Source organism: Sulfurihydrogenibium sp. (assembly GCF_028276765.1).
Classification (GTDB): domain Bacteria; phylum Aquificota; class Aquificia; order Aquificales; family Hydrogenothermaceae; genus Sulfurihydrogenibium.
The window spans coordinates 61,210-81,502 of record NZ_JAPYVU010000001.1; the positions used below are offsets into that span (position 1 = coordinate 61,210).

Annotated in this window: 21 protein-coding genes; 9 read left to right on the top strand and 12 right to left on the bottom strand. The window is 29.3% G+C overall.

The window, feature by feature from the left end; translation table 11 throughout:
- Positions 1–193 precede the first annotated feature (193 nt).
- From Q0929_RS00330 to Q0929_RS00365, 8 genes are all read left to right on the top strand, one after another.
- A complete protein-coding gene (locus Q0929_RS00330) occupies positions 194–1,576 on the top strand; it encodes a SurA N-terminal domain-containing protein (RefSeq protein WP_299237600.1) in 1,383 nt (460 codons plus the stop codon).
- Positions 1,569–2,033, top strand: coding sequence for a hypothetical protein (locus Q0929_RS00335; RefSeq protein ID WP_299237601.1), 465 nt, complete (start codon positions 1,569–1,571; stop codon positions 2,031–2,033). Before Q0929_RS00330 ends, Q0929_RS00335 begins: the two co-directional genes overlap by 8 nt.
- Positions 2,034–2,264: 231 nt before the next feature.
- Positions 2,265–4,043, top strand: coding sequence for a pilus assembly protein PilQ (locus tag Q0929_RS00340; protein WP_299237602.1), 1,779 nt, complete (start codon positions 2,265–2,267; stop codon positions 4,041–4,043).
- 273 nt (positions 4,044–4,316) lie between these two features.
- Positions 4,317–4,994, top strand: a complete 678-nt coding sequence (locus Q0929_RS00345) for a TIGR00730 family Rossman fold protein (RefSeq protein ID WP_299237603.1) — start codon at positions 4,317–4,319, stop codon at positions 4,992–4,994.
- Positions 4,994–5,608 carry a flavin reductase family protein gene (locus Q0929_RS00350; RefSeq protein WP_299237631.1) on the top strand — a complete coding sequence of 205 codons (615 nt, stop codon included), beginning with the start codon at positions 4,994–4,996 and terminating at the stop codon, positions 5,606–5,608. Before Q0929_RS00345 ends, Q0929_RS00350 begins: the two co-directional genes overlap by 1 nt.
- A 3-nt stretch (positions 5,609–5,611) precedes the next feature.
- The gene (locus tag Q0929_RS00355; protein WP_299237604.1) at positions 5,612–6,046 is read left to right on the top strand and encodes a Fur family transcriptional regulator; all 435 of its coding nucleotides are present in this window, start codon (positions 5,612–5,614) and stop codon (positions 6,044–6,046) included.
- Positions 6,043–6,696: a uracil-DNA glycosylase gene (locus tag Q0929_RS00360; RefSeq protein WP_299237605.1), complete on the top strand. Its 654-nt coding sequence runs from the start codon at positions 6,043–6,045 to the stop codon at positions 6,694–6,696. Before Q0929_RS00355 ends, Q0929_RS00360 begins: the two co-directional genes overlap by 4 nt.
- Position 6,697: 1 nt before the next feature.
- On the top strand, positions 6,698–7,864 hold the full coding sequence (locus Q0929_RS00365) for a class I SAM-dependent rRNA methyltransferase (protein ID WP_299237606.1): 1,167 nt from the start codon (positions 6,698–6,700) through the stop codon (positions 7,862–7,864).
- Between the two features lie 328 nt (positions 7,865–8,192).
- Here the strand turns inward: Q0929_RS00365 and Q0929_RS00370 are convergent, their stop codons facing one another.
- The 3 genes from Q0929_RS00370 to Q0929_RS00380 all read right to left on the bottom strand — a co-directional run bounded on the left by Q0929_RS00370 (position 8,193) and on the right by Q0929_RS00380 (position 10,212).
- A complete protein-coding gene (locus Q0929_RS00370; RefSeq protein ID WP_299237607.1) occupies positions 8,193–8,414 on the bottom strand; it encodes a hypothetical protein in 222 nt (73 codons plus the stop codon).
- A 137-nt stretch (positions 8,415–8,551) separates the two neighbouring features.
- Positions 8,552–9,715, bottom strand: a complete 1,164-nt coding sequence (locus Q0929_RS00375) for a cation:proton antiporter (protein WP_299237608.1) — start codon at positions 9,713–9,715, stop codon at positions 8,552–8,554.
- A complete protein-coding gene (locus Q0929_RS00380; RefSeq protein ID WP_299237609.1) occupies positions 9,715–10,212 on the bottom strand; it encodes a cation:proton antiporter regulatory subunit in 498 nt (165 codons plus the stop codon). Before Q0929_RS00380 ends, Q0929_RS00375 begins: the two co-directional genes overlap by 1 nt.
- 93 nt (positions 10,213–10,305) lie before the next feature.
- Between Q0929_RS00380 and Q0929_RS00385 the strand changes: the two genes are divergently transcribed.
- On the top strand, positions 10,306–11,610 hold the full coding sequence (locus Q0929_RS00385; RefSeq protein ID WP_299237610.1) for a hypothetical protein: 1,305 nt from the start codon (positions 10,306–10,308) through the stop codon (positions 11,608–11,610).
- A 420-nt stretch (positions 11,611–12,030) separates the two neighbouring features.
- On the opposite strand, the gene Q0929_RS00390 is transcribed toward Q0929_RS00385, so the two are convergent.
- The 9 genes from Q0929_RS00390 to Q0929_RS00430 all read right to left on the bottom strand — a co-directional run bounded on the left by Q0929_RS00390 (position 12,031) and on the right by Q0929_RS00430 (position 19,961).
- Positions 12,031–12,909, bottom strand: a complete 879-nt coding sequence (locus tag Q0929_RS00390; RefSeq protein ID WP_299237611.1) for a lysylphosphatidylglycerol synthase transmembrane domain-containing protein — start codon at positions 12,907–12,909, stop codon at positions 12,031–12,033.
- Positions 12,910–13,884, bottom strand: coding sequence for a glycosyltransferase family 2 protein (locus Q0929_RS00395; RefSeq protein ID WP_299237612.1), 975 nt, complete (start codon positions 13,882–13,884; stop codon positions 12,910–12,912).
- Positions 13,885–13,907: 23 nt separating this feature from the next.
- A complete protein-coding gene (locus Q0929_RS00400; protein WP_299237613.1) occupies positions 13,908–14,774 on the bottom strand; it encodes a tetratricopeptide repeat protein in 867 nt (288 codons plus the stop codon).
- A 232-nt stretch (positions 14,775–15,006) separates the two neighbouring features.
- On the bottom strand, positions 15,007–15,330 hold the full coding sequence (locus tag Q0929_RS00405) for a chromosome segregation protein SMC (protein ID WP_299237614.1): 324 nt from the start codon (positions 15,328–15,330) through the stop codon (positions 15,007–15,009).
- Entirely contained in the window at positions 15,303–15,668 is a 366-nt protein-coding gene (gene fliS / locus Q0929_RS00410; RefSeq protein ID WP_299237615.1) for a flagellar export chaperone FliS, read from the bottom strand. The genes Q0929_RS00405 and fliS overlap by 28 nt, the downstream gene beginning before the upstream one ends.
- A gap of 15 nt (positions 15,669–15,683) precedes the next feature.
- Complete coding sequence (gene fliD / locus Q0929_RS00415) at positions 15,684–16,988, bottom strand: flagellar filament capping protein FliD (RefSeq protein WP_299237616.1); 1,305 nt, start codon at positions 16,986–16,988, stop codon at positions 15,684–15,686.
- A gap of 48 nt (positions 16,989–17,036) precedes the next feature.
- The gene (locus Q0929_RS00420; RefSeq protein ID WP_299237617.1) at positions 17,037–17,441 is read right to left on the bottom strand and encodes a flagellar protein FlaG; all 405 of its coding nucleotides are present in this window, start codon (positions 17,439–17,441) and stop codon (positions 17,037–17,039) included.
- Positions 17,442–17,573: 132 nt separating this feature from the next.
- Positions 17,574–18,431 carry a flagellin gene (locus tag Q0929_RS00425; protein WP_299237618.1) on the bottom strand — a complete coding sequence of 286 codons (858 nt, stop codon included), beginning with the start codon at positions 18,429–18,431 and terminating at the stop codon, positions 17,574–17,576.
- Positions 18,432–18,518: 87 nt separating this feature from the next.
- A complete protein-coding gene (locus tag Q0929_RS00430) occupies positions 18,519–19,961 on the bottom strand; it encodes a TPR domain-containing glycosyltransferase (protein WP_299237619.1) in 1,443 nt (480 codons plus the stop codon).
- Between the last annotated feature and the right edge of the window lie 332 nt (positions 19,962–20,293).

Here is a 20,293-nt window from a genome sequence, read left to right on the forward strand (position 1 = left end):
ACATCGTCATTCTGAAGCCGGCGAAGAATCTCATACTTTTATTGAATTTCTCACCCGACGTATATCAATGAATATTTCTACAATTTCTTTTTCATTACGAATGTAAGTTAAGAATTCAATAATTTTCAATTTCTCACATAAGGGTATGGTATATAATATTAAAGAAATATAAAACTTTACAGGAGCTTGAAAATTGTTTGATAAGATTTCTCAATCTAAATGGAAGAATATTGTTTTATTTACAACAGTGTTTGCATTTGTAGCAACGTCTATAGTAGCTATAATTGTTTACAAATTAAGTGGTGAAATTAATGGTGTCGCAGAAGTAAATGGCAAAGAAATTCCATTTTATGAGTTTAATTACGCATACGAAATGACAGCAAGAAATATGCAAATGCAAAATCTTGATATTTCTAATCTAAAAGACCAAATAAAAAAAGAAGTTGTAAACGATTTAATAGAAAAAGAACTTTTATATCAAGAAGCAGAAAAGGAAGGAATAACAGCAACTTCAGAGCAGGTAAAAAATGAGATTTTAAAAATTTCTGCATTTCAAGTCAATGGAAAATTTGATAAACAAACATACTTACAAATTATAAACTCTTTTGGATTAACTCCCGATGCCTTTGAAAATATTTTAAGAAAAGAACTATCGATCAATAACTTGAAAACAATTCTGCTATCTACAATCTATGTTAGTGATGAAGAGATAGAAACTTTTACCAAAAAACAACTTACAAGAGTGAGCGGTGAAGCTACTATAATAAAACCGAATGTTCCAGAAATTACAGAAGATATGATAAAAAAGTTTTACGAAGAGCATAAAAAAGATTATTCAGCACAAACAGGAAAAAATATAACAGTTTATAAAATAAATATTCAAAAATTAGGTGATGATAAAGCACAGCAGTTAGCAAAACAGCTATTTACGCAAGCAAAAAGTGGAAATTTACAATCTGTCCCAACAGAAGTTGAGAAAGTTTTTGAAGGAGATGTTTTTTCTAACCAAGAAATTCAAAACTTACCAAAAGAAATTCAAGAAGATGTAAATTCCTTAAATAAAGATAAAAAAGTTTCATTCACTAAAACACAAAATGGGTATTACATTTCATTATTTAATGGAGAATCTTTAAAATCAATACCTTATGAGCAGGTTAGAAATGAAATTAAACAAAAATTAGAAAGAGAGTTATCACAAAAAGCTTTAAAAAATATGCAAAAAACCACTGATATAACACAGCTATTAAAGCAAAATAAAACAGAAAAACAAACTATTTCTGATAACACAATTCAAGAATTGGTTGTCAAATTTGGAATAAAAAGAGAGGATTTAAATAAACTTGCTAACTTAAAAGTTGGAGAGACATCCAAACCAATCTCGACAGAAAATGGAATTTTAATATTCAAGCTAACTGAAATAAAAGAACCGGATAAATCTCAGGTTGATGAAACGAAAAAAACAATTCTTCCTTTCGTAAAATCTCAAAAATTCAACGATGTATATCAAATGTATGTTGATAGCTTAAAGAAAAAAGCAAAAATAAAAATTAATAAAAGAGTATTAGAAAATGGATAAAAGTCCGTATGCATTGGATTTTTTACTTCACCAGTTAGAGCTGATAAAAAGTAATATTAGAAAACCCAAATACAAAGAATTGATAAAAGAAATATTTGAAAACAATGAACTTTATGAAAAGTTTTTAATAGCCAAAGATAAAAAATCAAGAAATTATAAACATGGAGTTCTTGAAAGAGTTGCATCTACAGGTTCATTGGCACTTTGTATTTACGATAATTATCCGACAATAGATATTGATCTATTATTAACTGCTATAATTCTATCCGGATTTAGAGATGCGGTAGGAAGACCATTTTTTTACAAAAATGTTAAAGATTATCCAGAAATAGCAGAAATTCTTTATAAAAAAAATCGACAAAAGCCAAAAATAGAACACTTTTTGTTTGATGAAATAATAAAAATTGATGAAAGAGTTAAAGTAAGGGAAAGTAAAGAAATTAGTAATTTTACGTAAAATTATAAAATTTTAAAAAAAGAAACCCTTATAACTTACGTCCTCAGAAGACAAAGAACAATCTGATGGTATTATCCTGAATTTAATGATGCTATTCTGTAGCCGGCAAAAATCTTCCGCTTTCTATTTTTATAAAATTTTCTGACCCAACATTAAAACTTTTTAAACTTTTAATTATATTTTGACGAAATGATAGATAGTTATTAAGGTAGTTTGTTTCAGGAGTATAGAATGAGAAATGGAAAAAAGCTAATTGTAGCATCAATAGCAGGTTTAACTTTAAGCGTTGATATAAGCTATGCAGAAAAATTATCTGCGGAATTTACAAACGCTAAATTGTCAACAGTTGTTGATGCTATATCTCAAATTTCTAATTTTAATGTTATCTGGGATAAAGATGCTATTGGACAAAAAGACAAATTAGTATCTATTGCTATAAGAAAGCCTATAGAATCTGAAAGTCTTTTTAATTTAGTTTTGCTTGAAAATGGTCTTATTCCTGTTAAAGAGGGAGGGGTTTATAAAATTAAAGTTGCTGATGAGTATTTTGTATCAGTACCACCAGAAATAATAAAAGCCTTTGGAAAAGATATGTTTAACAGTCTTGTTTCTCAAGTTAAAAAGTATGCATCGCCGGCTGCGTCTATAAAAGTTGATAATTTAAGTTATTCCATTTTAGTTAAGGATGATAAAGATAATATAAATAGATTAAAGAATGTTATCACTTCTTATTTAGACTCTATTAAAAAACAGTCTGAAGACCTTGCAAAAATTCAAGAAAAAGAGGGTCAATTTATCAAAAAAGAATTTAACATTCCATATGAAACTTTTAAGTCTATAGAAGACAAGATAGCCGAAAACTTAGGAGTTTTTGGAAAGTATGATTACGATAAATCAAAAGAAAAATTAATAGTTTTTGATACAAAAGAAAATATAACAAAAATAACAAGAATAGTAGGTCAAGCAACTCAGGAAAAAGTAGAGACTAAATGTTTCTATGCAAGGGGTTTGGACCCTGGCGAATTAATAGAAAATATTAAAGAAAAAGATCTTTCTGAAAATGGGACAATAGTATTCAAATCTAAAGAGACTGTACAGGTAGGCAGTAGTACAACTAATACAGCTCAACCAATCCAAGTCGGAGTTGTTAGTGATACCGTAAAACCGACGCAAACCATGATTGCTAATCTTCCAAGAATATGCATTACTGATACACCTAAGGTTATAGAAAAAATTAAATACAAATATTCAGATTATCTACTTGATAGACCATATCAAATAGCCATAGAAGCAAGAATAGTTCAAGTAAGCACAAGTAATTTGAAAGATTTAGGTATTCAATGGGGAGGTTTAGCAAGTAATATAGATAACAATAATACAAAAATAATTACAGGTGGCGGATCTACAAGTGCAATTAGCACTGGAAGATATGCAGTTGATTTTCCTGCTAATGCAACATTTCCAGGAGGATTTGCTATTGGATTTGTTTTGGGTGGATTACAAAACTTTTTGGATATTAGATTATCAGCTTTACAAAGTATAGGAAGGTCTAAAATACTTTCTAAACCACAAATTGTAACAATAGATGGTGAAACAGCAGAAATTACTCAGGGATACGAGGTTCCTTACGTAACTGGTGTTACTGCTACGACTCCTGGAAATGTTCAGTTTAAAAAAGCTGTATTAAAATTAAATGTAACGCCAAGAACCACTGCTGATGGAAATATCATTATGGATTTAATAATTACTCAGGATATACCAGACTTTAAAAATTTAATTTTAGGTAATCCTCCTATTCAAACAAAAACTGTAACAAGTAAAGTAGTTGCTAAAGATGGTTCTGTTATTGCAATCGGAGGAATTTTAGAAAAGACGGAAGATTTAAAAAACAGTGGAGTACCGGGTTTAATGAATATCCCTATCTTTGGAAATTTATTTAAAGAAACCTATAAACAAGAAAAAACAAATGAGCTTTTAATCTTTTTATCACCAAAAATAGTATATGAATAATTAATTTTTGTCATTTAAATAAAATTTTTTGTGGGTGGCTTAAATGCCACTTTTTTATTTTTAATATTTAATATCCAATATTACTTTCTCAGAAACTTTCTCTAAATTGAAGTAAATCTTTTGCTATATTCAAATAAAAAATCAGTAATCATATTATCACTTTAAAGTTAAAAAGCTTTCCGTCAGTAAAGTTTATTCTTAAACAAAGCAACTTAATTTTTAAAAATAACTTGATATAAAATATTAATCAAAATTTCTTGGGAGTCTTTGTAAATGAACAGCTATATTATCAATGAAATGAAAAAAGAAGAATCTTGGAGGTTGTTTAAAATAATTGGAGACTTTATTGATGGATTTGAAGTTATGCCAAATTTTCTGCCCTCTGTTACTATATTTGGGTCTGCGAGGGTAGAAGAAGGAAACAAATACTATGAAGCTGCAAAAGAGTTAGCTTTTAAACTTTCTAAAAAAGGATTTTCTATTGTAACCGGTGGTGGACCGGGAATTATGGAAGCTGCAAACAGAGGAGCATTTGAAGCAGGCGGAAATTCGGTCGGTTTAAACATAAAGCTTCCAAAAGAGCAAAAACCAAACAAATTTCTTACGGAAATCTTAAATTTTAATTATTTTTTTGCAAGAAAGGTTATGTTAGTAAAGTATGCAACAGCGTTTGTCCTATTTCCAGGAGGGTTTGGAACCCTTGATGAATTAACAGAAACATTAACTTTAATACAAACAAAGAAGCTTAAACCTTTTCCAGTTATACTATACGGCAGTGAATATTGGAATGGATTTGTACAATGGCTAAATGATGTGGTGGTAAAAGATGGATATATTGATAAAGAAGATACAAAGCTATTCAAACAGATGGATAACATTGATGAAATTGTTGATTATATTGACCAGTGGTATATTAAAAATAGCACAAAATTGATAGGAGAAAATGATTGATGGAATTCGATGTTAAAAATTTAAATGAAACTCAAATATATAAACTTATGATAAGTACTATTGTTCCAAGGCCTATTGCTTGGGTTTCCACTGTATCAAAAGATGGTATATTTAACATAGCACCTTTTAGCTTTTATATGGGAATATCTTCAAGCCCGCCTCTTATTGCAATCTCTATTGGAAAAAAAGATGATGATAGAAAAAAAGACACTTGGAAAAACATTGAAGAAGTAGGAGATTTTGTCATAAACATAGTTACCTATGACCTTGCAGAAAAAATGAACATTACTGCATCGCCATTTGACGAAAGCATAGATGAATTTAAAGAAGCAAATCTTACACCTATAAAATCTGATTTAGTAAATTCCCCGAGAATTGCTGAATCACCTATTAATATAGAATGTAAAAAGTTTATGATTTTAGAAATTGCAGATATGGGACTAATTTTTGGAGAGATTTTGAAATTTCATATAAAAGACCAGCTGCTTAACGAAAAAGGATACGTAGATAATAGAAAGTTAAAAGTAGTTGGAAGACTCGGCGGAGCTGATTATTGTTTGGTTGATGAAAGTAATATATTTAATCTTATCAGACCGGATTTAAAAAAGAGGTAAATCTTGATTAACAAAGAAGATCTTATAAAAAAGCTAAAGCTAAAAAATTTTAAACTTACAAAGCAAAGATTAGAAATAATTGACGAGATATTAAATTTTAATGGTCATTTCGAAATAGAAGATTTAGTTTTCAAATCAAGAGAAAAAAATCTCAAAGCATCACGTTCGACAATTTATAGAACATTAGCCATACTGAAAGATTTGGGATATATTGAAGAAGTAATTAAGCTTAGCAATAAAACATTTTACGAAGTTGCAAACAAAGAACATCATGACCATTTAATCTGTCTAAGCTGTGGAAAGATTATAGAATTTCACGATGAGAAAATAGAATCTATTCAAAATGAAGTATGTAAAAAATACATCTTTGAACCAGTTTATCACAGATTAGAAATCTTTGGAATTTGTGAAGATTGTCAGAAAAAGGAAAAAGTATGATAGATAAAAATTATCTTAAAGTTTTAAAAGAGCTTGGTTTTGAAGAGATTATTTTAGATAGACCTATCTTAAATCAAAAATCAAGTAATCAAATAGATAAAATAGAAGAGTTGAACAAGATTTATGAAGAGATTAAAACTTGCACAAAATGTGATTTACACAAAAATAGAACAAATCCTGTTTTGGGTGAAGGTAATGTTAATGCTAAAATTATGTTCATCGGAGAAGCTCCCGGAGAGGAAGAAGATAAGCAAGGAAGACCTTTTGTTGGAAGAGCAGGAAAACTACTTACAAAATGTATAGAAAATGCAGGACATAGAAGAGAAGAGGTTTATATTGCCAACATTAACAAATGTAGACCACCTAACAACAGAACACCAACAATAGAAGAGCAAGAAGCTTGCATTCCTTTTTTATTAAGACAGATAGAAATAATCAATCCAAAAGTTTTATGCTTACTTGGAGCTACTGCATACAGAGGAATTTTTAAGAAAGAAGCAAAAATTATAAAAGAAAGGGGAAGTGTATTAGAGTTTAAGGATAAAAAGGTTTATATAACATACCATCCGGCTTATGTTCTTAGAAATCCAAAGGAGGAAGAAACTTTTTGTCAAGATATAAAAAATGTTTTTAGATTGGCGGGAGAATAATTTGGCATATAAAAAAGTAGAAATAACAAAAGAAGGCTATGAAAAAATACTGTCTAAAAATCCTTGGATATACAACAAAGAAATCAAAAAAATACCAAAAGACATTACCCCCGGAGAATTAGTTAAGGTTTATTTTAAAAACACTTTCTGCGGAGTTGGATACATAAATCCAAAGAGCAAGATAACTATAAGAATTTTATCCTTTGAAGATGTTCAAATAAATGAAGATTTTATAAAAGAAAAGATTGAAAAAGCTTTTGATAAAAGAAAAGAACTGTTAAAAATAACAAATGCAGTCAGATTAATTCATGCAGAGGCAGATGGATTGCCAGGCTTGATAGTTGATTATTACGATGGTTATTTATCATTACAAATTAATACATACGGAATGGAAAGGTTAAGAGAGATTATTCTAAATTCTTTGATTGATATAATTAAGCCTAAAGGAATAATAGAAAAGTCTGATGAAAAAGCAAGAGAAAAAGAAGGTCTGCAAACAGAAAAGAAAGTACTTTTTGGAGAAATGCCAGAAAAGATTTTGATTTTTGAGCATGATGTTAAATTTTTAGTTTCTTTACAAGAAAGTCAAAAAACAGGTTTTTATTTAGACCAAAGAGCTAACAGAAAGTTAACTTCTGAATATGTAAAAGAAGGATTTAAAGTATTAGACTTATTTTGTAATGCAGGAGGATTTGGGATCCACTGTGGTAAAAAAGAGGCTGAATTTATAAAATTTGTAGATATTTCAAGCTTTGCTTTATCACAAGCGGAAGAAAACGCAAGGTTAAACAATTTAAAGAATTACGAGATGGTAAAAGAAGATGTTTTTGATTTTTTAAAGAAAGAAAAAGATAAATATGATTTGATAATCCTTGACCCACCACCTTTTGCAAAGAGTAAAAATGAAAAACATGATGCACTTAGAGGCTTTAAATATTTAATCTTAAACAGTTTAAAACTACTAAATAAAGATGGATATCTTGCCATTTTCTCTTGTTCACAAAATATTACATTAGAAGATTTGATAAACACTACATACGACAGTTTGAAAGATACTAAAAATATGGCAGAATTTGTTCAGTTTTTTACTCAAGACAAAGACCATCCATACATATTAAATATTCCAACATCTTTTTATTTGAAAGGTCTGATGATTAGAAAGGTGTAAAAAAGTGAGAAAAATGGTATTATAATGAGACTGCTTGTGAGTTAACTGTTCAAAATAATCCGCCTATACTTTAAAGTCTTAATCTTTCTCCATCTACTTGTAAGGTTGAGATTCTTTATTTGAGAATTCACTGCTTCAATAATCATTCAAAAATCTAAACCACTTACTCATTTTGTGTCTTATTCTTGATAACCTTACTTCATGATAGCTTGCTGGATGAAATCATTATAACCAAAAGTCTATAGTAAATACTTTCATCATAATAATCGTGATTCTTCTTAGCCAATATTCTCTAAGGATTTTATAAACTCTCTCTGATTTTGATTTTCTATATAGATGCTAGGCATTGAATATAAGCACAAATTAGAAATCTGGCAAGTGTAAGAACAGGAGTGTTTGAAATGTAGGATGTGATATATAAAGCTGCAGGCTGTAAATCAGATACCTTAGGTGGTCTACCTGCTTTCTTTTTTGATTGAACGTTTAAAAGTATAGTTAAATGCTCATAGATTTTTTGAAATAGTGTAAAATAAAGATTAGAGTTTTGCATTTTTACTTCCTTGGTGGAATTTTTTGCTATTACAATTTTAACTACCGCCAAGGAGTTTTTTAGATGTTTTGATTTATATTTGAATTTCTCACCCGAGGTATTAATTTTAATACTTAGTTAAAATTTGAAAACACTCTCTATTTATGTTGCTTTGGTTTTACGATTAACTTAGACAGTTTCGGTGCATATTGAGCAAAAAATATACCTATCAAGGCTATAAAAAATATGTATACACCAAAAAATGATAAATACGCTGTTGGAGAGAGCTTTGATATAACTATTGAAAACTCACCCCTATTGATTATCGAGAATCCTGCTGTAATAGAGGCTCTTTTAGATAGTCCGTATATTTTGCCCCCTAAGTATCCAGTTAAAAATTTACCAACTGCAGAAATTACGATTAAAATTATCAAAACCAAAATAGTTTTAATGTTTAATAATTTTTCATCTAATACAATATTTGCACCAAATAGAAAGAAAAATATAGCAACAGCAAGGTCTCTGATAGATAACATACTTTTTTCAACTTCTTCTGATTTTCCGGTTTCAGAAATTAACATACCTACCAAGAAAGCTCCTAAGGCTTCAGATAGACCAAGCGAGTAAGTCAGGCCTGCAAAAGTTATAAGACCGCCAAAGGCAAACAATATAAATAAATCCTCGTTTAAAATCTTGTCGATTAAAAAAGCAAGCTGATTTTTAAAAGTAATTGAGACTAGAAATACAAAAGAAAATACTGCCAGGACTTTTAAAGCTATTATTCCGATTACAATTCCTTCTATGTTTTGTCCCGATAAAAATCCTGCCAAGACAGCCAACATTATCGGAGCAATAATATCCTCAAAGACCATTAAACCAAGGATCATTTCTGTTTCTGGGTTTGCAATTCTTTTCTCATCTACAATTATCTTAGAGGTTATAGCTGATGAAGATGCGTATGCTATTGCACCCCCTAATATCGAGACCAAAAACTCAAATCCTAATATATTTAAAACAATCAACGGCACGAAAAAATTAAAAAATAAATCTATAAAACCAACAACCCATATTCTTTTTGCTACATCGATTGCCCTTGCAATATTAAATTCAAGCCCTAAATAGAAAAACAACAATACAATCCCTATTTCACTTAAATGTTCTAAGGTTTTATCTTCATGAACATATTTTCCGAAAATAATTCCAATAAGTATGAAAAGTATAATTGTTGGAAATTTTAAGAATTTTCCTATTAAACCAACGATAAATAAAACTAACGTAATTAATCCAAGACTTAATAAAAAATTTACCGATGAGTATTCCATTATCTTAGCTCACAAGCAGGGTAAAAAACTTCATAGAATTTCTCTATTTGTTGTTTATTTCCGACTAATACAATAATATCTCCTTCTCTTAAGATTTCATCCGGTGATGGATTAGTTATTGTTAAATCTCCGCGTATAATAGCAACAACCGATGCTCCGGTTTTTTTTCTTATTTCAGATTCTTTTATGCTTTTGTTTATAAGAGGAGAGTCTTTTTCCAAAGAAATCCATTCAATTATGAGATTTTTTAAGAACATTTCCTTTTCTTCTTTTGCTTCAGGTTTAAAGAATGTGCCCATCAATACAGAGCCAAGCTGATTTGCTTCTTCTTCGTTAAGCACGAAAGAGCATGCAGGTTCATCGAAATCACCTTTTTCAAAAAAGTAAATTTCCCTCTTCCCGGACAGATGAATGATTACAGACACCTTTTCCTTTCCTGTTGTAATAATAGAAAACTTTTTCCCTATACCCGGCAAGTCAACTTCCTTAAATTGCATTTTTTCTACTCCACGATTATATTTTTTATGTTAATTTAATTATACAAAATTTTTGACGAAAAGAAGTTTATAAAAATGTAAAGGAGGTTTTTTATGAGTATTGCAGTAGTATCATATGACATAAGATTTTTAGAAAACTTGATTAACTTATTAAAGATGAATAATGTTGAAGTATATGCAGATAGTTTATCACTAATTAAGGATTATCCACAAAAAGATTTTAAAGTGATTATTTATGATACTTCATCAGGAATTTTTGCAGAAGATGATTTGAAATATTTAATTGGAAAACTGGGAGAAAAAAAAATAAGATATCTTGTATTAACAGTCCCAGAAAACCCTATAAACAAAAAAAGCTTTAGTGACAATATTGAATTCATACCAAAATCAGAATCACTTACAATTCTACCAGAGATATTAAAAAACACCACAGTTCAAACAGAGAAAATTCAATCTCGGCAAGTTGAAAGTTTAACCGAAGTTTTTGCAACTGAAAAAGAAAATCAAGCCGAAAATTTTGAAAATCAAAAACTTGAAGACTTATTTAATAATGCAGATTTGTTTAATATAGAAAAAGGTTTAATTGATTTTGAACCTAATGTAATATCAATTAATGAAGAAGGAACAAAATCAGAAAACAAGAAAGAAAGTTTTGATAATTTCTTTGATATAGAATTTGAGAATAAATCTACTTCTAAAGAAAAAGTAGAAGATAAATCTTTATTTGAAATTGAATTTGAAAACATAAAATTGGAACCAACTAATATATCTTTCAACGAAGATAAAGAGGAAAACCTCTTAAATATAGATAATTTACTTTTAGAAAAAGAATTAGAAAACTTTAATATTGAAGAAATCGGTATTGAAACTAAGATAGAAGAAAATACTACAAAGTCTTCATCTGAAGAGTTAAGTGAAGAGATTAAAAAATACGTGGAAGGAGATAAAAAGAAAGAAAATAAAGAAGAAAAATTAGAAGCAACAAAAGCAGAAGAAAAAAAAGAAATTGTTACTAAGCCCTTAACAGAGTTTATTCAAGAAATAGAGAAAGAAAATAAAATTACAGAAGGAGGAGAAGAAATTATGGTAACCAACTTTAATATTACTATTTCTTCAGAAGATATAAAAAGGTTGGCCATGGAAATGGTAAAAGATATGTTAAAGAACGACAAAGCTATGAATACGATTATTGATCACCTCCAAATAGACTTTCAAGATGAAGCTAGAAGGGAGCTTGAGGACATAAAAAATCAGTTAAAAGTAACCTTAGCAAAAGAAGCAGAGTTAATGATGAAACAAGAAATTGAAAGAATGATAAAAACAGAGTTAAAAGGATACGTTGCAGAAATTACTGCAAAAATAGTAAAAGAAAAATTAGATGCAATTTTTAAAGGATAAGTTTAAATTTAACCTTCGTATTTTTAAACTTAATTTTAATATAGAATTTATGCATCAATAAGTAAATAAGTGTTAAATATATCGAGCAGGAAATTGAAAAAATGTTAGAGGTAAGATGTTAATAATTTTTTCACCCATCATCCGTCACTTTGTCTGTTGTCCTTAGAACTTTATTAAGTCTGAAGGATATTCTTTTTAAATATCTAAGAAGTTCTTAACACCTTGGGTGAGAAATTAGTAGTTTTTATAGAATTTAAAAAAGAGATCCTTCGGCCGGCCCTCAGGATGACAGAGAAAGGTTGATTGATAAACATTAGAGAAAAAGATAATTTTGTATATCATTCTGAGCGAAGTGAAGAATTTTCTACTTTTACTGAATTTCTTGCTAAAAAAATTCTTAATTTCTCATCTAAAGTTCTATCAATTCTTGCTTTTAAGAAATTTAAAATACACTATAGTCAAAACAAAAAGTAAACTACTTGAAAAAAGTATAAAAGTATGTACCAAAAAAGACAGTAAAAACGCTGTGTTTTTATCTATGTTAAACAAAAATATCAAACTTCCTGCATATCCACTTTCATAGGTACCTATACCCGCCATTCCATGAATTGGCAGGATGGTTGTCAAATCTGCAGTTGCTGATGCTAAAATTGTTTGGAAAAATGATATATCTATTTGAGTTGGTATAACAAAATAAAACGCTGTAAACTTCAAAATAAAAGTTAAAACAGACAAAAGATAAATACATGCAAGATTAGAAAATCTAAGTTTGTCTTTATTGTAACTTTTAACTTTCTCATGTTTTATAAATTTTAAAATAAATATAAAAATATAAAAGCTAAAAGGAATTACCAAAAATAATATTAAAGCTAAAGACAGAAATCCTTTAAAAGTTAAATAACTAAGTGCAAAAACCGCCATCAAACCAAGACCATCGAATATACGAGTAATGAGAAAGCTCATTGTTGAATCTACTATATGAACTCCTTCCTTTTTAAGAAGATAAAAAAAAGAAACTTCACCTGTTCTAAAAGGCAAGATGATATTAAAAAATGTATTGTAAACTGTAAGTTTAAAAAGCTTGCTAAATTCTTTTAGGTCTAATGTAAAACTCCATCTGTAAGTTCTTACTAAATAGCTTAAAAAGTAAAAAAAGAAAGCTATAAAAAACTGATAAACCGATATCTGTTTAAAAAGATTCAAGAAGTTTTCAAAACCAATATATTTTTCAAATAGAATTATAAAAGCTGTTGTAATAACTAATGAAAATATTAAATGAAAAAGCTTCTTTGTGTTCATTTATTGATGTTGAATTACTTCTTTTATTACATAAGGTTTTTTACCCTGAGACTCGTAGTAAGTTCTTATTATCAATTCAGCTATTAAACCTGTTGAAATAAGCTGAATACCTGTCAAGAAGAAAAGGACGCCAAATATTAGAAGTGGTCTATGACCAATTGGGAGTCCAAAACATATTTTTACACATGCCAGATATAAAAGAATCAAAATGCCCAAGACAGAAAATAGCATTCCAAAACCACCAAAAACCCTAAGTGGTTTGTTTCTGTAATCAAGTAAAAACTTTACCCATATTAAGTCTAAAATTACTTTGAAAGTTCTAGATATTCCATATTTTGATTTTCCGTATATTCTTGGATGGTGTTTAACAGGAATCTCAGCAATTTTTGCTCCTACTAATTTTGCTAAAGCTGGCAAAAATCTATGCATTTCTCCATAAGAGTCTAAACTTTTTGCAACCTCGCTTTTATAAGCTTTCAGTGAACATCCATAATCGTGTAAATAGACTTTTGTTACTTTAGATATCAACCAGTTAGCTATTTTAGATGGTAAAGTTCTGGTTAAAAATGCATCTTTTCTGTCTTTTCTCCAACCGCTAACTACATCGTAACCTTCATTGATTTTTTCTAATAATCTTGGAATGTCTTCTGGGTCGTTTTGCAAATCCCCATCCATGGTTATAATTATTTCACCTCTTGCTATGTCAAAGCCTGCAGCCATAGCAGCAGTCTGACCAAAATTTCTCCTAAAATTAACTCCAACCATATGATAATCTTTTTCAGCTAAATTTTTGATAATTTCCCAAGATTTATCAATACTGCCATCATTTACAAAGATGATTTCATAATCTTTGTCATGCCAATGCCTTTTTAACTCTTCCATTACTGTTTTTATTTTTTCATATAAAATCGGCAAATTTTCTTCTTCGTTATAAATTGGAACTACTATCGAAACATAAATCTTATCTTTTCTCATTTCTCGTCCTTATTTGATGTATTTTAGTATAGGGTTTTCATTACTGTTTTTATCTTCAATAACGCTTGAAGGCTTTTAATTTCTTCATTTAAATTGATTTTAGATTTTGGTTTATCTAAAATTTCTAATAAATATTTTCTAATTTCTTCTTTTAATATTGTATTATTTTCAGCAGACCTTAGAGCTTTTTCAAGATAATATTTAGCAAGCTCATCATCTCCAAGTTCATGATAAACCTTTCCAAGCCTAAAATAGACTAAAGGATCATTTATAACATAATTTAGTGCTTTTGAGTAATATTCTCTGGCTTTTTTTAACATTTCTTTACTATGGACTACATTGTATTTATCTAAATAATAATCTCCCAAGGCAATATACGCGTTTACAAAATTTTTGTTAAACATTAAAGCTTTTTCTAAGTTATACAAAAATAAATCTTCTTTACCTAACTGAAGGTAAACTATGCCAAGGTTATAATAAGCCTTATCTTTTCCTGAATATGTAGGATTGTTTATAGCTTTTTCGAAGTATTTTATTGCTTCATCAAACTTTTTCTGACTGGCAAGCAGAATTCCATAATTTGTCAATAGTTCTGGATAATCGGGATATTTATCTATTCCAAGCCTGAAAATGTCTCCAGCCTTAGCAAACTCTCCAGCAAATTGATACGCAAGTGCAAGGGCATTGTAGACCTCTGGTTTATCATAAGATTTTAAGGCTTCTTCTAAATATTTAATTGCCATTGCATTATTTCCGCTGTTTAAGTAAGATATACCCATTTCGTATAAGTATTTTCCATCCCCAATTCTTAAATCAGATTCATATGATTGAGGGTTAGCACAAGAACTTATTAAAATAGCTAAAGTTAAAGCAAAAAAATTCTTTTTCATGATTTTTATATTTTATCATAGGTTGGATTAAATCGGCTATAAGACTGTTTTAAAAACAAACATGTCGCTTTGAGCAAAGTAAAAAATCTCATTTTTATTCAATCTTTAAAAGAGAAGATTCTTTGTTCTATAGTTTAAGGATGACAAGAAAAGATAAACTTACAAAAATTTTAGAAAACTCTTATAAAGGTGGTAAACTCTTTGCCGGCTTATAAAGTAAATAAGTCAACCATTAAAGTGTTTCAATCAACGTTTTCTTAGCATTATACAAGTATTCTAATTCTTTACTTTTATCGTTTAATTTATTTATAATTAAATCCATTTTTTCTCTCAAAAGATTTGATAATATATCTACCTTCTCTTGCAACAGTGATATTTTTTTTCCATGTTTTGCAATAGATGCTCTATCTTGGCTTAAAAAATCGTTGATGTCTTTAATTAAACTTTCCAAATATTCATAAACATTTGGATCAAAATCGTTTAAATTAAGAAGAATAATTAACCTTTCAGATTCAGTCAATAAATCGTCTAAACTTTTGATGATAGCTCCTCCCAACCTTCTCTAACTGTATTTAAAACATTAATAACTTCATTTAAAATCTCTTCATCATTTTTTAAGTTTCCGAGCATGATTTGCTTTTCGCAAAAGCTATAAATCTCATACAAATTCTGAGCTATCTCTCCACCTTTTTCAAAATCAAGACCTGTTTTTAAAGTTAAAAGAATATCTAATGCTTTATTTATGTGATTAATTTTTGATTTTAAATCGTTATTTTTTATGCTTTCTATTGCAGCTTTCAGTTCTAATATAATCCTTTCATATCCCATGGAAATAAGCTTTGGAAGATTCGCTGTTTCTAAGCCTGTTTTTAAATAGCTTTCATATGGATTCACTTATTAATCTCCTTATTATTTAGAGATTTGAAAGCCAAACGTTGCCTGAATTCTTGCACTAATATCGTTCATTTGAGCCTGTAGCATTTGCATCTTTATGAATTGATTTTTTAGAGTTTCGATTTCCATTTGAACTCTTTCTTTCTGCAAATCTATCAAGTTTTGAATATTTTGAATTTGACTATCATAAGATTTGTTGTATTGGTCTAATATACCATTAAACTGAGTATACGGATTTAAATAGGTTGTTAAATTATTTTTGACATTATTTAAAGTATTTTGAAGGTCTAATGAGTTGTTAGTCAAAGCATCATTTAACTTTGATGTATTTAAAGAAATATGTCCGGTTGTTCTGTCGAAGTTTATAATATCTGCAGTAAAAAGAGGTTGTAATTGGTTAAATATTCCGTTAACAATTTGATTTAAACCATACTCGCCGCTTAATTTTCCACCTTTACCTGTTTCTTTGGCAGCAGTATCTACAAGTTGGTTGTAATAATTAACAATTGCCTGGAGAGCATCGGTTATTGGTTTGTTATCTTTTTGAATTTGCAAAACAGTAGAACCGGTTTGAAATGCTGTGAAAGATAAACCGGGTATGTTTGCAAATGTATTAGTGTCGCTTTGCACCTGTAATCCATTTGCTGTTGCTACTGCATTTTGAGCATCTTGAATGTTTGTTAAATCTAATGTAGATACAGCATTTCCTGTATCAGATATCGTAAATGAGTTATCAGCTCCTGTTTTAGTCCCAGATATTACTAACTTATACTGTGGATTGCTTGATGTACCAACGTTTATAACAGAGGCTCTAAAGTTACCATTGTAAACGCTTGCAGTTCTATTGATCTCATCTGCCAAGTTTTGTAATGAGTAAGTTGAATCATAAACAATATTATAGTCATTACCATTCATTGAAATTGTCAAAGTACCTGAATTTAAACCTAAGGATGCGTTTTTGTCAGAAAAAGATTTGTTAGAAGCATAAACTTGATTTGTAGCTAATTGAGATACGTTTATATTATAAGCTCCTTCAGATACTTGAGTAGGGTCTGTTATAGAAGCAGTCAGTATATTAGGATTGGATACGTTTACGGATTTTGCATTTACTGTAGCTGGGTCAGAAATATTGCTGATAGAACTTTGTAAATTTTTAAGAATGTTTTGAATGTTTGAAATAACAGTTTTTTTATCAGAAATCTGTTGCTGTTGCTGCTTTAGCATAAGGATTTGCTGACTTTTTATTGCTTGAATTTGTTGCAGGATAGAATTCATATCAAAACCATTAACTAAACCTGTAACATTAAGTTCTCCAGCCATGATTATTACCTCCTTCTACGTAAACACTCAACGTTAAACGTTTCACGTTTATACTTTTTCATTTACCAAAGCACCAAGCATCTTGTTAATGTTTTTAATTATATTTATTACATAATCAGGTGGGATTTGCCTGATCACTTCGTTGTTAGTGATGTCTATTATTTTTACAACTGGCTCTTTTATTTCTTCGTTAAGCTCTATCTTAAGAGATTTATTTAAGTAGCTAATCTTATTTTGCAGTTCTTGTAAAATTTTCTTCAATTCTTCTACATTTTTAAGAGAATCTTTTAGCTGATTTTCAAGTTGATTTTGGTTTGGATTTTCGGGCTTTTGTATATTGATAGCAGTTGAAGTTTGAGAATTATCGATATTTTCAGGTCTCTTTTCCTGATTTATAGGCTGAACGTTCTGATTTATGTCATTCAAGAAAAGATTAATGTTATTGATATTCATGTCTGGTCACCTCCTTATAAACCAGCTCCAAGCCCCAAAATATATGTATTTTTTATACCTATATCTTGGAACCTGGAACTTTTAAAAAAATAAAAACCTGGGGTTTTGCCCCAGGTCTAATATTATAAATTATTATCTTAATAATTGTAATACTAATTGATTTTTAGCGTTAGCTTGAGCGAGCATTGCAGTGCCAGACTGCATTAAGATTTGAAGTCTTGTAAAGTTAGCCATTTCATTAGCCATATCTACGTTTCTGATTCTGCTTTCAGCCTCTGATGTGTTAACCCTTGCTGTTTCGTTGTTAGATATGATTTTTTCAAGCTCTATTTGGTATGAACCAAATTTAGCTGCCATATCATCTACTGCTTTAATTAAGGCATCTACAGTAGATACTGTTGCGTTAGCTAAAGTTTGAGAGGTTACGTCGATTGTATAGAGAGTTGTACCAATTGTAACTGAAGATGCAACAGTTGGCAATGTACCAGCACTTGCTCCAGCAGCAGCCGTTGTTATTACCAATTCTTGGTCTTTTCTTCCACCATAATGAATTGTGAAAGTTGTTGTAGTACCTGATGAGAATAAGTTTAATCCATTAAATTCAGTATCTTTGAATATTTTGGCTATAGCATCTACTAAGTTGTTAATATCCTGTTGGATTTGTCCTCTTGAAGTATTATCAGACGTGTTAGATGCTTGAACAACTTTCTTTTTAATATCAACTAAGATGTTGTAAACTTCTTTCAATGCCCCTTGTGCAATCTGAGCTATACTGATTCCGTCGTTAGCGTTTCTTGTTCCTTGCTCTAATGATGCTGCGTATTCTTTTAATTGGTTAGCTATGAAGTAGCCTGCTGCATCGTCTGCTGCTCTGTTGATTCTAAATCCTGTGGACAATCTTTCCAAGGATTTGTTTAGCTGTAGTTCTGTTTGGTTAAGATTAACCAACGTGAAGTCTGATGAGTAGTTGTAGTTAATTCTTAGTGCCATGATTTTTACCTCCTAAAATTTATTTTCAATTTTATTATCGTGAGTTTTTAAAAATTTTTTAGTTTTTCTTTTAATTTTTTTGAAAATTCAAAAAAAGCCTAATTTATCAGATATTTCTATTAAATCGGGAATATATTTTGCATCTTTTGAATACAAAACATAATTTTTAAGATACTCAAAAGCCTCATTTAAATTGTTTTCTTTAATTAAAATTTCATACAAAGACTTATTGGCTTGAGTATTAAACGGATTTATATCTAAGGCTTTTATAAAATACTCTTTGGCTTTTTCAAGTTCATTATTTTCTAAAGCCAATAATCCAATATCCGCATATGCTTGGTCTGATTTGTATAGTATTGCAGATTTTAAAATTATTTTTTCTGCTTCTTTTCTGCTTTTTTCCTTTATCAAGTAAAACAAAAGTCTGCTGATGTATAAACCTTTATGTTTTTTGTATATTTCTTTTATTTTTTGGATTATTTCATCTTTACTCTCTTCTAAATTGATCATACTTGCCAATTCATTTAAGACATTATCTTTCATAGATATACAGTCTGTAATAACTCTATTTCCATAAATATCAACGCTTTGTAAAAATTTAATTCCCTCTTCTATTGCTTTTTCTATTTCCTTCTTATCTTTATAAATTTCATACTTTAAATAATGAAAGTCAGGATAAAGCTCTTGTAATTTAAGCCCTTCGTCTAATAGCTCTATGGCTTTATCTGTCTCGTTTAATCGTTTATATATTTGTGATGCATAAGCATAAAAATGTATTTTAAATTTACTATCATATTCAAAAATATCTTTATTTTCTAAAAACTTGTTTATATATCTTAGGCTTTTCCTTAGATATTTTTCTCCATTTTTATCAATAGAGAGAATAATATAAGATTGTAAAACATAAAAAATATTCATGTAATATTCTTTTTGATCAGGTTTTAGCCTTCTTAATTCTTCAAAGATAAGTTTCAAATTTCTTTTGGCTTTACAAAGCTGTGTTTTTAAATCTGCATATCCATGATGTAAAACATAAACAGAAAATGGCGGAATAATTATTGTCCCGGTGTTTTTATTCACGACTCTTTCGTGAATTTTGCCTTCCCATACAAGCTCTGGTTTTTTTCTATGAATATGAACAGTGTTTGAATATCCTTTTACTTGTCCGTTTATGTCTGTATTTTTGTAAACAACGCCAATTCCTTCTATTACAGGATTTTCATGAACTAGCAATAATATTCTTTTAAATCTTTCATACTCATCTTCTTCAAGCTCACAATCTGCATCAAAAAACCAAATCCATTCTCCGGTTGCTTTTTCTACTGCATATTGCCTTGCGTCTGCAAATCCATTCCATTCTCTATAAAATACTTTTGCTCCATAACTTTTTGCAATTTCTACAGTTTTATCAGTTGAACCTGTATCTACTAAAACTATTTCATCAAACTTTCCTTTTATACTTTCAAGCAACCTGGGTAAGTTATTCTCTTCATTTTTAGCTATAATGCAAGCTGATACTTTTGCTATCATTCTATTCGCTCCATTTGTATTATATTTTGAGATTATTATAACTTATGCCAAATCTTGAGCGAGAAAGTTAGAAGTAAAGAGGAATAAAGCGGTGAATGGGGGAAATGGCATGTCAATTTAATTTGTTTTTCCCATATAATCTGAAACTGTTTCAAAAATCCAGACCGTCATTCTGAGCGAAGCGAAGAATATCCTCTTTTTCTTTCTTTTCAGAAAACATAAAAAAATTAGATCCTACCCTACGCTGCTGGATGACAAAGAAAATATAAATCTGTCATTCTGTAGCCTACAAAGAATCTCATATTTTTATTGAATTTCTCGCCCGACGTATT